Raw genomic sequence first — 13,314 nt, 5'->3', positions numbered from 1 at the left:
TGGGCTTGTCCCCCTGTGTGACCACTAGAGATTGTGCCAATCCGACAGCGGAGGCAATACCGTAAATGACAGTTAAGGGACTCGGTTCGTCGCTGATATGACTCGGTTCATGGCACGCTAACCACCGCGCAGATGCCGCGACGCGCGGACCTTCCTCGCCTTTTCAGAATGCAAGAGAACGACGCGCGAACGCGGGAATTTTTTCGCGGGGCGATTCATCCACAGCTTTCTGAAAGTCGAGGGCCCCAGATATAGTGATCCCCGCCCGGCACGCCGGACGGGGATGCACAAGGAACCGGATTCGCGATCAGAAGCGGCCGGTCAGTTCGATCCCGTAGAAGCGCGGCTCGGCCGGGATGAAGGTGGGGATACCGAACGCGCCGCCGGTGTTGCCGCCGTCGAGCAGATAATCCTCGTTCGACAGGTTGCGGCCGAACAGCGCGAGTTCGTAGCGATCGTCGGCGAAGGACACGCCCGCGCGCGCGTTGAACAGGGTGACGCCCGGCTGGCTGATCGCCGCGCTGTTCGGGATCTCGAAGAAGATCTGCGAACGATAGGTCACGGTCGGGGTCGCGAAGACGCGGACTCCGCCCAGCTGCGTGTTGAGCGTGAAACCGCCCGCCGCCTGCACTTCGGGCTGGAGCCGGAAGCGCGCGCCGGAAAAGGCGGGTGCGACCGAATTGCCCTTTTCGATCTTCGCATCGATATAGGCGCCATTGGCGAAGACGGTCAGCCATGGAGTGGCGCGGACGCTGACCTCGGCTTCGACACCGAAGTTGCTCGCCTTGCCCGCGCTCTGCGTCACGGTGGTGCCGTTCGACTGGACCACGCTGACCTGGAAGCCGTCATATTTCTGGTAATAGACCCCGAGCGTGCCCGAGACCGGGCCAACGCGGCCCTTGAGTCCGGCTTCATAGTTCCACACCTTTTCGTCAGCGACGAGGCTGAGGTTTTCGACCGGACCGGCGGCAGTCGCGCGTGCCGAGAGCTGAACCACCGGCGAGCGGCGACCCTTTGACACCGTGGCGAAGACGTTGATGTCGTCGATCGCGCGATAGAGGATGTTGAAGCGCGGCAGCACGGCGTCGAAGCTGTCTTCGGCATGGAGCGTGCGGCCGGCGGTATCGACCTGACCCGGGATCAGCGATGCGCCGCCCGACAGCTGCGAACGCGGCACGCGGGCGAAATAGCCCGAGCGGCGGGTTTCGGTGAGCCAGCGCACGCCGGCGGTCAGCTCAAGCTGTTCGAACGGGATCCAGGTGCCGTCGGCGAACAGCGAATAGCTGTCGTTGCGGCCCTGATTTTCGAACACCGAGCTGTAGGGGACGGCGGTCAGCAGGCCGCCGGTGGCGATCGACGTCGCCTGTGCCGCGGTCACGACACCCGCCGCGTTGATGCAACCCAGGCCGGGGATGATGTTCGCCGCGCACTGCAGGAAAATGCCCTCTTCCGACGAGAAGGGCACGTTCTGGAAATTGTCTTCGGCGAAGACGTTGAAGCCGAACGAGCCGCGGAACCGGTCGCTGGTGTAGGCGAAACGGCTTTCCTGGCTCGCCTGCCAGCCCTTGGCGTACTCGGCAAACTCCAGATACCAGGCGGCCGAACCGTCGGCGTCGAACACCTCAAGGCTGTCGAACTCACGATAGCCATTGACCAGGGTCAGCGACCAGCGATCGGTGATGTCCCAGCTGAGCGTGAGGTTGGCGTCATAGACTTCACGGTTGAGCCCGAGCTTGTCCATCCCCAGCGCCGTCGCCGAGACAGGCGAGCCGCCGAGATGCGCGACGCCGAACGGATTGCCCGGGCCGGCCGTGGTCGGGAGGGCGCGCGAGATGAACGGCGTGCCGCTGTTGCGCTGCTGGTCATAGGTCAGGATCAGGTCGGCGGTGAACGCATCGCTCGGCGTCCAGCGCAGCGAGCCGCGCACGCCAACCTGGTCCTGCGCATAGAGATCGTCCTGATTGGGGGCGAGATTTTCGACATAACCATCACGCTTCTTCACTTCGAACGCGATGCGGCCACCGAACACGTCGTTGCCGGCGTTGACGAAACCGGCGACGCGCCACGCGTCGAAATTGCCGTAGCTGCCGGTCAGCTCACCCGAGAAGCCGGCTTCCGGACGCGCCGAGATCAGGCTGATCGCGCCGATCGTCGAGGCGGTGCCGAACAGCGTCGCCTGCGGACCCTTGATCACTTCGACGCGCTCGAGATCGTAGATCGCCTGGTACGAGCCGCGCGAGCGCGAGATATCCACGCCGTTATAATAGAGCGAGACGCGCGGCCCCTGTTGCGCCGAACCCGAGTCCGAGGTGATGCCGCGGATCACGATGCCGGGGTTGTTCGCGCTCTGCTCCTGCACGTTGAGGCCGGGGACATAGTTGGACAGCTCGTCCAGATCCTGCACGCCCAGCTCACGCATCCGCTCCCCGCTATTGGCGCTGATCGTGATCGGCACGTCGACAGCGCGCTGCTCGCTCTTTTGCGCGGTGACGATGATGTCGCCGTTGCCGTCCTCGACCGCCGCGCGTGGTGCGGGCGCTTCCTGTGCGAGCGCGGTGCCGGACACGGTGGTGAGCAGCGCCGCGATTGCGACGCCGGAAAGGCGCGATGCCATGATCTGGATTCCCCCGATGGACGTGGTTTGTGGTGCACGCCCCCTGCCCCCGATCTGTTGCACGGCGACGCGATTTCGATGACGGAGCGGGGAGAGTTTGGTGACGATTTGGGGACGGTGGGGTGCGAGTCGTTACGCCGCCATTAGCTGACGCGCTGCGCGACTGTTATCGCACAGCGGTCGAGAATAGCAGCGTTCAGATGTCGCCGGTTGCCGACGAACCGACCGCGTTATTCTACCCGATAGTCCTTTGAAGCCGCCAACACGGCCTCTGCATCGACCGCCCGCACCGCAGCCTTGAGCGTCGCGAGCGGCAAGTCCTTGCTGACCGCTCCGATCATCATGCGCCGGCCGGAAATTTCGGCATATTCGAGCTCTTTTTTGTAGCAGTTATACAGTTCCTGCGTGCGCACATCGTTTTCGATCCGCACTTTTTCGTAGCTGCAGCCATCCTTCGTTTCGTAGCTGCCATAGCGCTGCGTCTTGGCCTGGAGGCCCATGTCGGCGATCAGGAGTTCATAGCATCCGTCCGCCGTGCAGTAATTGGCACCGACGCGCTGATTCGTCTGGGTTGCCCCGTCAACCTCGGCCGGAAGAAACGGAGCGAGCTTGCTGGTCGGCACAAGATTGTCGGGGCCGACCGCGTTCTGGGCCCCCGCCCCCTGAAACGCCAGGACGACGCCGAGCACCGCACATGCCACGGCTGCGACAAGCGCGGTCGTGGCCGCGGGTGGATTGTCGTCGATCGACGGTGCCGGAGGTGCAACCTGTCCGCGTTCTGCAGCAATGGCCGAATCGAGTTCCGAGTTCAGCACCCGCCGCGTCGCATCGGTGATCCAGCTTGCGCGCTGCTGATGCCGAACGAGCAGATAGACGAGTGGCGCAGCGCCGATCACGGCGCCGCCGAACAGGAAGAACAGCCCGCCCTTGGCCCCCAGCAGATCGACGTCGGCACCGGTCATCATGCCCATGAGCAGCGACCCCAGCACCATCGCCCCGACACCCGCAGCAACCAGAGCGGCAATCGCCAGCGCACAGCCGCCGAAGGATGCCGTGAGGCGGCGGACCTCGCGATCCATGATGAGCCGCTCGCCCGTTGCGAGATTGTGGAGGCCCATCAGATAGCCGCGCCGACTATGGGTGTCGCCGCCCCATGCAGCGATCACCCGCTGGCCATCCCGCACACCGAAGAGCGAATGGATTTCATGTTCGGCACCGTTGTCCTCACACAGGAAGAACTTGCCGCGCTGAACAACGTTGGAGTGGACCTGAGCTGCCTCGACTCTGCCGCCGTGCGGCCCGACCCAGCCGCCGCCGCCGGAGCTGGACACATGGGTATCGCTCCACCGATGCGCCCCTTTGACCTGTCCGGTATGGCTGAAGACGTAGATTTCGCTTGGCTTCGTCACCGTGTTGACGCGGTCGCTTTTCGCCATGGCAGCCCCCTTGCACGCTAGGGCCGATGGCGTGACCGGCCAGCGAAACACAATGTGACCCAGGTCGTCGCGCGATTGCAACAGATTATCCCGCCCTGTTGAGATACAGAGAATTCAGCAAATAGACAGGCTTGCGCATCGAAAGAACGGCGAGGAGACGTTCCATGCGCCTGTTCATGATCGCCGTTATCCTGCTTGCCACCCCCGCCGCCGCGCAGATTCGCGATCCTGCCGGGAGCAATGTCGGCTGGCCCGCGCCGCGACCGGCGCTGCCCGGGGTGGCGCGCGAGCTGCATCAGGTTGACCAGTCGATCCGCGATGCGCGCGATGCCGACAAATTGTCGCGCAAGGAGGCGCGGGAGTTGCGGCGCGAGGGCCGGCGGATCGCGGCGCTGGAGGAACGCTATGCCCGCGACGGCCTGTCCGAGTCCGAGCGTGCGGGACTGCAGACGCGGATCGAGGCGTTGCGGAGCATTGCGAGCGCGCGGCGCAAGCCGTGATCGGCACTCAGCTCTGGTCGCACCACCCCGTACGGCGGCCACGATAAGGGCGGGCCAGTCCCTCGGCGACCAACGTGTCGCCGACGCCGCGGCCGTCCACTTCGACGCGGCGCAGCTTGCGGCCATAGCGGTCAGTGTCGCGGTCGATCGGGTGGAGGGTCACTGTGCCGCTGTTGAGCAACGCTTGAAGCCGCTGCGTCGCCGCCGCGCCGAGCCGGGCTTCTTCCGGGCAGCGCGCGGGGTGGGTTTCGGGGGTGTCGATATCGGCGATGCGGATCTTTTCCCCGGCCATCCAGAAGGTGTCGCCGTCCACCACGCAATTGGTGCCGCCGCCGCGGTGGCAGAAGCCGAAGCTGGTGGCTGCTGCGGCCAGGGGTGCTGCGGGTGCGGGTGCAGACGTTGCGGCGGGAAGCATCGTCCATGCCAGCCCGCCGACGATCCCGGCGAGAAGCGTCCCGGCCAGTTCGTTGCGCCCGAAACGGGCCGACGACCGGCGACGGCGCAGCCCCCGCTCCTGCTTCCACCCGTGCCAGGTGCGCCGATCGCGATGCAGGTCCAGAGGATGTTTCACGCCAGCGTCTCCTTAGGAGACGAGGGTAAAAGGCGCTGCTGATCAAATCCTTAAGGACTGAATCCGGCGTGGCGGGGAGTCCCGCCATAATGGAGCGATGCGGTCAGGCGTTGGCGAGGCCGAGCTGCCACAGGATGAAGGCGTTTTCGTCCGCCGCTTCGCGCAGGCTTTCCCAGCGGCCGGACTTGCCGCCATGCCCTGCGCCCATATTGGTCTTGAGGACGAGGACGTTGGAATCGGTCTTGGTCGCGCGGAGCTTGGCCGCCCATTTGGCGGGTTCCCAATAGGTGACGCGGGGGTCGTTGAGGCCGCCGGAGATGAACAGCGGCGGGTAATCCTGCGGCTTGACGTTGTCGTAGGGGCTGTAGCTGCGGATCAGGTCGAACGCGGCCTTGTCGGTGATCGGGTTACCCCATTCGGGCCATTCGCCCGGTGTCAGCGGCAGGCTGTCGTCGAGCATGGTGTTGAGCACGTCGACGAACGGCACATCGGCGACGACCACGCCCCACAGGTCGGGGTCGGAGTTGATCACCGCGCCCATCAGTTCGCCGCCCGCGCTGCGCCCGGCGATGGCGATGCCGCCCTTGTGGGTGTAGCCGCGATCGATCAGCCCTTTCGCCACATCGACGAAATCGTTGAACGTGTTGGTGCGCTTTTCGAGCTTGCCGTCGAGATACCATTGCTGGCCAAGATCGTCGCCGCCGCGGATATGCGCGATGGCGAAGGCGACGCCGCGATCGAGGAACGACATGCGCGCGGTCGAGAAGCCGGGCGGGATGGCGTAGCCATAGGCGCCATAGGCGTAGAGATAGACCTTCCCCGTGCCGTCTCGCGGGAAGTCCTTGGGGTAGACGATCGAGCAGGGGATGTCGGTGCCGTCGCGCGCGGCGATGTGCAGCCGCTCGGTCGCGTACTTGCTGGCGTCATAGCCCGAGGGGATGATCTGGACCTTGAGCGTCTCGAGCGTGCCGGTGGCGACGTCGTAATCATAGACGGTGCCGGGCGTAACCATCGATTCATAACCGATGCGCAGCTTGGCCATCGCATATTCGGGGTTGTCGCCAAGGCTGGCGACATAGCTTGCCTCGGGGAAGGCGATGCGCTTGCCGGGACCGTCGGCATATTGGTGGATCTCGATCTGATCGAGCCCGGCCTCGCGCCCCTCGACCACGAAATAGTCGGCGAAGGTGGTGACGCCGGTCATGTAGAAGGTTTCGGACGGGGCGATCCGCTCGTGCCATTCGCCCGGCGCGTCGAGGCGGGCGGTGACGAGGCGCCAGTTGGTGTGGGTGTCGTTGGTATGGATGTAGAGCGTGCCGTCATGCTCCTCGACATCATATTCGCGACCGGTCTGACGCGGGGCGACGAGGATCGGTTCGGCGAGCGGATTGTCGGCGGGGAGCAGGCGAATTTCGCTGGTGACATGGTCGCCGGTCGAGATGACCAGCCACTTGCGCGACTGGGTTTCGCCGACGCCGACGCGATAGCCTTCGTCATCCTCGTGATAGAGTTCGATATCGCTTTCGACCGGGTCGCCGAGCTTGTGCCAGCGGGCATTGTCGGTGCGCCACTGGTCGTTGGCGACGCCGTAGAGAAAGCCCTTTGAGTCCGAGGTCCAGACGAGGTCGGAGAGGACGCCGGGGATGGTGTCGGCCAGCAGCTCGCCGGTCGTAAGGTCCTTGACCCGCACCTCGAACCGTTCCGAGCCATTGTCGTCGAAGGCATAGGCGAGATAGCGGTCGTCGGGGCTGATAGAGAAGCCGCCGAGGACGAAATACTCCTTGCCCTCGGCCAGCTTGGGCTCATCGAGGATCAGTTCGGCGTCACCGCCAGCAACGGGCCTCCGCCACCAGCGGCGATATTCGCCGCCGGTTTCGTGGTCGGTCCAGTAGAGATAGGCGCCGTCCTTTTGCGGGACCGTCGCGTCGTCCTCCTTGATGCGGCCGCGCATCTCCTGAAACAGCGTTTCGGAGAGCGGCTTGAGCGGCTCGATCACGCCTTCATAATAGGCGTTCTCCGCCTCGAGATAGGCGAGCACGTCCTTGTCCTTGACCTCCGGGTAGCCGGGGTCGCGCAACCAGTGCCACGGGTCTTCGATGGTCACGCCGTGGCGCTCGAAGCTATAGGGACGGGTGGCGGCGACGGGGGGCTTGGTCTGGCTCATCGCATCGCTCTAGCCGAGCGGCGCGGCGGCGCAAACGGTTGCCGTGGACGTAAGCCGCGCTAGGGTTGCGAAAACGGGAGGACCGGATGGGCAAGGCGATACTGTTGGCGGCTGTGGGCGTAGCGATGCTGTGGGGCGGGGCGGCGGATGCGAAGTATCGTTACGCCGCGACGATCACCCGGACGGCACACGGCGTGCCGCATATCGTCGCGCAGGACTGGCGCGGGGCGGGCTATGGCGTGGGGTACGCCTATGCGCAGGACAATCTGTGCATGATCGCCGAGGAGTTTGCGACGGTGGCAGGCGAGCGCTCGCTGCATTTCGGGCCGAAGAACAACTCGACGATCGGTTTCCAGAACGTAGACAATCTGTCGTCGGACCTGTTCTTTCGCTCGGCGATCGACTTGCCAGCCCTGCGGCGCGGGGCGACGGCGCAGGGGGCGGCTGCGCTGGCGCTGACTGCGGGATGGGTTGCGGGGTATAATCGCTATCTCAAGGATCTCGGGCCGGACAAGGTGCCGGCAGAATGTCGCGGCAAGGCGTGGGTGCGGCCAATCACCGCCGACGACATGCTGCGGCTGAACGAGAAGCAGATGCTGCTCGCCAGTTCGCTCAACTTCGCGCCCGCCATCGCGAATGCGGTGCCGCCCGGGGCCGAACCGGCGGCAAAGGTGAGCATGGCACTCCCCGATCCCGCGAAGTTCGAGGTGGCCAGCAATGGCTGGGCATTCGGCGGCGATGTCACCGCCAATGGCAAGGGGATGGTGATCGGCAACCCGCACTTCCCGTGGCACGGGCCAAGCCGCTTCTGGCAGATGCACGTGACGATTCCGGGCAAGATGGACACGGCAGGAGTCGGGATTGCCGGGTCGCCCTTCCCCACGCTTGGCTTTAACAAGGACATTGCCTGGACGCATACCGTTACGGCGGCGCGGCACTTTACGCTGTATCAGCTGACGCTCGATCCGAATGATCCGACCGCCTATCTGGTCGACGGCAAGTCGGAGAAGATGGTCGCGAAGACCGTCACCGTGCCGATGCCCGATGGCGCGGCGCCGGTGACGCGGACGCTGTATTCGACCCGCTTTGGTCAGGTCATCGTGATCCCGCAGGCGATGGCGACGTGGAGCAAGACCACCGCCTTTGCGATGCGCGACGCCAATGCGGGCAACCAGCGCGGGATCGGCACCTGGGTGCGGATCGCGACGGCAAGGAACGTTGGTGAGGTGCGCGCGGCGGTCAGCGAGACGCTGGGCATTCCATGGGTCAATACGATCGTCGCCGACCGGCATGGCGACGCGCTGCACGCCGATGTAACCGCCGTGCCAAACGTGTCGGCGGACAAGGCGAAGGCGTGCGCGACGCCGCTGTCGCCGGTGGTGGCGCGCACCGCGATCCTGCTCGACGGGTCGAAATCAGCCTGTGCGTGGGATGCGGCGGCGGGGACGCCGGTGCCGGGGCTGATGCCCGCCAGCGATCAGGCGGTGCAGGCGCGGCGCGATTACGTCGCGAACATGAATGACAGCTATTGGCTGAGCAATGCCGACCATCCCCATGCCGTGCTGTCGCCGATCCTGGGCGAGGCGGAAAAGCCAGTGTCCTTGCGCACCCGGTCGGGCTTTATCGAGACCCGCGCGCTGATTGCGGGCGGCAAGGTCGATCACGAGCGGGCGAAGGCGATGACGTTCGCCAACAAGAGCCATGCGGGCGAACTGGCGCTGAAACCCCTGCTCGCCCTGTGCGCGGGCAAGGCAGAGGTGGCCGAGGCGTGCGCGGCGCTGGGGAAGTGGGACGGGCGCTACGACCTCGACAGCCGCGCGGCGTGGCTGTTCGACCGCTTCTGGATGAAGGCGCGGAGTGTGCCGGGCATCTGGGCGGTGCCGTTCGATGCCAAGGACCCGATCCAGACCCCCCGCGATCTGGTCACCGGCGGCGACACGGGCGACAAGCTGATCGCGGCGCTCAAGGCTGCGGCGGACGAGGTGACCAAGGCAGGGATCGCGCTCGACGCGCGCTGGGGCGATGTCGCCTTTGCCCGGCGGATCACGGATCGCATCCCGATCCATGGCGGCGACGGCGCGCTGGGCGTGCTCAACGTGCAGATGATGGTGCCGGCACCGGGCGGGGTCACGCCGCGCCACGGGTCGAGCTATGTGCAGGTGGTGGGGTTCGATGATGCAGGGCCGGTGGCGGATACGATCCTGTCCTACTCGCAATCGCCCGACCCGCAATCGCCCTGGTATGGCGATCAGACGCGGTTGTATTCGCGCAAGGAGTGGGTGCGCTTCCCGTTCACCCCGGCGCAGATTGCAGCGGCGAAGGTCGGGGAGGCGGTGACGATTCGCGAGTAACCCGGCGACCGGGCGCGCGCCGCGTTCGCTTCGCCGCAAGCCTATTGCATACTAAATGAGTAGGAATAAATTGGACAGCAAGGGAGCCGCCGTCGCTGGAGACACTGCATGTCCATGTTCTCACCGCATGACGCGCGATCGCCCATCGTTCTGACCGTGCCCGGCCTGGGTGGGTCGGGGCCGTCACACTGGCAGAGCCTGTGGGAGGTATCGCGTCCCGACACCCAGCGGGTCGAGCTGGGGATGTGGAATACGCCGCACCGTAACGCCTGGGTTACCAAGCTGGATCAGGCGATCCGCGCGGTGCAGGGGCCGGTGGTGCTGGCCGCGCATAGCCTCGGTTGCCTCGCGGTCGCCTGGTGGGCGGAACTGGCGGGGCAGACCTATGGCACGCCGGTGGCGGGTGCGCTGCTGGTCGCGCCGGCGGATGTCGATGGCGGGACGCATGGGGCGCTGAGCGCCTTTGCCCCGTCGCCGTCCAAACCCCTGCCCTTTCCGTCGATCCTGGTCGCGAGCAGCGACGATCCCTGGGCGCATATCGACCATTCGCGCAACCTGGCCGCCAATTGGGGCAGCGTGTTCGTCGATGCGGGCGCGCAAGGGCATCTCAACGCCGACAGCGATCTGGGCTGGTGGAGCGAGGGTCAGCGGATGCTCGACCGGGTGCTGGACGCGGCGAGCGACCGGCACGGGCGGCCGCGGCCGGTGGAGCGGCATGCATTGCTGGCGGTGAATGCCTCGGATGCGGCGCAGCGGCATTATCTGGGGCGGGAGTAGGGTGCCGGATCGCCCCTAATCCTCCCCCGCAAGGGGGAGGTGGCGCCGAAGGCGACGGAGGGGGAGGAAGCACCGTCGCTAGAGCCGTGGGGACGCAGCCGCCCTCCCCCTCCGTCACGCTGCGCGTGCCACCTCCCCCTGGCGGGGGAGGAAAGTCTTAATCCGGCGTAACCACGCCGCCCATGCCGAGCCGCTTGCCGCGGGTGATGATTACCTTGTCGCCGAGCTTGGCCTGCGCGAACACGAGCTTGGCGAACGCCGTCGGCACGCCGATGCAGCCATGCGTGGCGCGGCCCTCCTCCACCTCCGACCCGTGGATCGCGACGCCGTCCCAGGTGAGGCGCATCATGTACGGCATCGGTGCACCGTAGAGGTTCGAGATGTGGTGGACCTTTTTCTGCTTGATCTCATGCACGCCGAGCGGGGTCGGCTTGTCGTCCATGCCATAGAGGATCGCGGTCGCGCCGATCTCGTACCCGTCGCGGAACACCGACATGGTCTGCGCTTCCAGATCGACGGTGATGACGAGCGGGCCGTCGGCGGGAACGCCGTCGGTGTTCCAGTAATAGGTGCCGAAGCTGATCGGGCCGGGAATGTCGAGGATGCGCTTGACCGTCATCGCCTCCAGCGCCGGGGCGGCGGGCGGGAGTGCCGCAGCGGCGGGAGCTGGGGCGGGCGCGGGTGCAGGTGCGACCACCGGCTTGGGCGCGGGCGCGGGCGCCGCTGTCACCGGGGCAGCACTGCGGGCCGGTTCGGGCGCGGGGATCAGCGCCGCTGCAGCCATCGCACCGACGCCAAGCGCCGCCACGATTCCCGTCCGCACCATCCATCCGCCTGCGCGCATCAATCTCCTCCAGTTCATCAACGCCAGATCGTGGATCGGGCCGCATCTGACCACCCCTCGATTTGACCGCGTATCGGGGTGGGACAGGGCGCGGGGTTGTTAACCTCTGCGCCGTCACCCCTTTTCAACCCCGCCCAGTTGCGCCACGAGAGCGGCTTATCGGCGCGCGATCCGCTTCCCATATCGGGCGGAGTTGCTGCCCCATTGCATTCGAGGACCGATCCCATGTCGACCCATGCCGCCCGCCTTCAGGCCCTGCGCGAGCAGCTCTCCCGCGACCAGCTCGACGGGTTCGTCGTGCCGCTGACCGATGAGCATATGAGCGAATATGTCGGCGGCTATGCTCAGCGGCTCGGCTGGCTGACCGGGTTTCAGGGGAGCGCGGGGAGCGCGGTGGTGCTGCCGGAGGCTGCCGCGATCTTCACCGATGGACGCTATACGATTCAGGTGCGCCAGCAGGTCGATGGGGCGAACTGGGACTATGTCCCGGTCCCGCAGGTCAGCATCGCCGACTGGCTGCGCGACCATGCGCCGCAGGGCGGGCGGATCGGGTACGACCCCTGGCTGCACACGCGCGGCTGGGTCGAGGAGGCGCGCAAGGCGCTAGCCGAGCGCGGTGCAGAGCTCGTCGCGGTCAGCCGCAATCCGATAGACGCGGTGTGGGACGACCAGCCCGCGCCGTCTGACGCCAAGCTGATCGTGCAGCGCGACGATGCCGCCGGCCGGACCAGCGCGAGCAAGCGCGCCGAGATCGCCGACTGGCTGGCCGAGCGCAAGGCGGATGCCGTGGTGCTCTCCGCGCTCGATTCGATCGCCTGGGTGTTCAACGTGCGCGGGGCGGATGTCAGCCACACGCCGGTCGCGCTCGCCTATGCCATCGTCAATGCCGACGGCACTGCCGATCTGTTCGTGGCGAAGGACAAGGTAGGGGACGATGTCGCCCAGCATCTCGGCAATGCGGTGCGGGTGCATGACCGCGCGGCCTTTGCCCCGGCGCTGGAGCAGTTTGCGGGCAAGCGGGTCGCCGCCGATCCGGCCGGGTCGGTCGCGGCGATCTTCGATGCGCTGGATAGCGGTGGCGCGACGATCCTGGCGACGCGCGATCCGGTGGTGCTGGCCAAGGCAATCAAGAACGAGGTGGAGATTTCCGGACACAAGGCGGCACAGGCGCGTGACGGTGCGGCGCTCGCGCGGTTCCTGAAATGGGCCGAGGCGGAGATGCCCAAGGGCGGGGTGACCGAATGGTCGGCCGCCGCGCGGCTGCAGGCGTTCCGCGAGGAAACGGGCGTGCTGCGCGACCTGAGCTTTGACACAATTTCGGGCACCGGCCCGAATGGTGCGATCCCGCATTACAAGGTGACCCAGGAGTCGAGCCTGCCCATCGAGCAGGGCCAGCTCTATCTCGTCGATTCGGGCGGGCAATATGCGGATGGCACGACCGACGTCACCCGCGTGATCCCGGTGGGCGAGCCGACGCAGGAGATGCGCGACCGCTTCACCCGCGTGCTGAAGGGCCATATCGCGATCGCGACGGCGGTGTTTCCGGCGGGGACCACCGGTGGGCAGATCGACGCCTTTGCGCGCCGCCCGCTATGGGAAGTCGGCTGCGACTATGGCCATGGCACCGGGCATGGCGTCGGCGCCTATCTGTCGGTGCATGAAGGACCGCAGCGGATTGCCGCTCCCAACTATCCCGGCGGCGGCCCGGCCGAACCCTTACGCGCGGGCATGTTCCTGTCGAACGAGCCGGGTTACTATAAGGCGGGCGAGTTCGGCATCCGGATCGAGAATCTGGTGCTGGTGGTCGAGAAGGACATTCCCGGCGCCGAATCGGTGATGCTGGGATTCGAGACGCTGACCTTCTGCCCGATCGAGCGCGACCTGATCGAGCCGGGGTTGCTGACCGAGGACGAGCGCCGCTGGCTCGACGCCTATCATGCGCGCGTGCTGGAGATCCTCGGCCCGCAGCTGTCGCCCGAGGAGCGGGTGTGGCTGGAGGGCAAGTGCCGGCCGATCAACGCGCGCTGACGCGCTTGCAGCGCCGCGATGTTCGCAAT

Annotated in this window: 9 protein-coding genes; 4 read left to right on the top strand and 5 right to left on the bottom strand. The window is 66.3% G+C overall.

What is annotated here, in order from left to right:
• Positions 1-307 precede the first annotated feature (307 nt).
• The gene (locus KYX69_RS18635; protein WP_300500080.1) at positions 308-2,614 is read right to left on the bottom strand and encodes a TonB-dependent receptor; all 2,307 of its coding nucleotides are present in this window, start codon (positions 2,612-2,614) and stop codon (positions 308-310) included.
• A 230-nt stretch (positions 2,615-2,844) separates the two neighbouring features.
• Positions 2,845-4,050: a hypothetical protein gene (locus KYX69_RS18630; protein WP_300500077.1), complete on the bottom strand. Its 1,206-nt coding sequence runs from the start codon at positions 4,048-4,050 to the stop codon at positions 2,845-2,847.
• Positions 4,051-4,214: 164 nt separating this feature from the next.
• On the opposite strand from KYX69_RS18630, the gene KYX69_RS18625 reads away from it, so the two are divergent.
• Positions 4,215-4,550 (top strand): hypothetical protein, encoded by a 336-nt coding sequence (locus KYX69_RS18625; protein ID WP_300500074.1) that lies wholly within the window; start codon positions 4,215-4,217, stop codon positions 4,548-4,550.
• A gap of 7 nt (positions 4,551-4,557) precedes the next feature.
• Here KYX69_RS18625 and KYX69_RS18620 read toward each other — a convergent pair whose 3' ends face one another.
• Complete coding sequence (locus KYX69_RS18620) at positions 4,558-5,121, bottom strand: thermonuclease family protein (RefSeq protein WP_300500071.1); 564 nt, start codon at positions 5,119-5,121, stop codon at positions 4,558-4,560.
• A 103-nt stretch (positions 5,122-5,224) separates the two neighbouring features.
• On the bottom strand, positions 5,225-7,285 hold the full coding sequence (locus KYX69_RS18615; protein ID WP_300500068.1) for a S9 family peptidase: 2,061 nt from the start codon (positions 7,283-7,285) through the stop codon (positions 5,225-5,227).
• Positions 7,286-7,371: 86 nt separating this feature from the next.
• Between KYX69_RS18615 and KYX69_RS18610 the strand changes: the two genes are divergently transcribed.
• Both KYX69_RS18610 and KYX69_RS18605 read left to right on the top strand, forming a co-directional pair.
• Positions 7,372-9,636, top strand: coding sequence for a penicillin acylase family protein (locus tag KYX69_RS18610; RefSeq protein WP_300500065.1), 2,265 nt, complete (start codon positions 7,372-7,374; stop codon positions 9,634-9,636).
• Positions 9,637-9,744: 108 nt separating this feature from the next.
• Positions 9,745-10,413 (top strand): alpha/beta hydrolase, encoded by a 669-nt coding sequence (locus KYX69_RS18605; protein ID WP_300500062.1) that lies wholly within the window; start codon positions 9,745-9,747, stop codon positions 10,411-10,413.
• A gap of 157 nt (positions 10,414-10,570) precedes the next feature.
• Here the strand turns inward: KYX69_RS18605 and KYX69_RS18600 are convergent, their stop codons facing one another.
• Entirely contained in the window at positions 10,571-11,257 is a 687-nt protein-coding gene (locus KYX69_RS18600) for a L,D-transpeptidase family protein (protein ID WP_300500059.1), read from the bottom strand.
• 225 nt (positions 11,258-11,482) lie between these two features.
• Here KYX69_RS18600 and KYX69_RS18595 point away from each other — a divergent pair, with 225 nt between their 5' ends.
• Entirely contained in the window at positions 11,483-13,285 is a 1,803-nt protein-coding gene (locus KYX69_RS18595; RefSeq protein WP_300500056.1) for an aminopeptidase P family protein, read from the top strand.
• The last annotated feature ends 29 nt before the right edge of the window (positions 13,286-13,314 follow it).

It is taken from the genome of Sphingomonas sp., from assembly GCF_030145815.1.
In the GTDB taxonomy this organism is placed as follows: domain Bacteria; phylum Pseudomonadota; class Alphaproteobacteria; order Sphingomonadales; family Sphingomonadaceae; genus Sphingomonas.
This window is presented reverse-complemented; position numbering and strand designations above follow the sequence as displayed.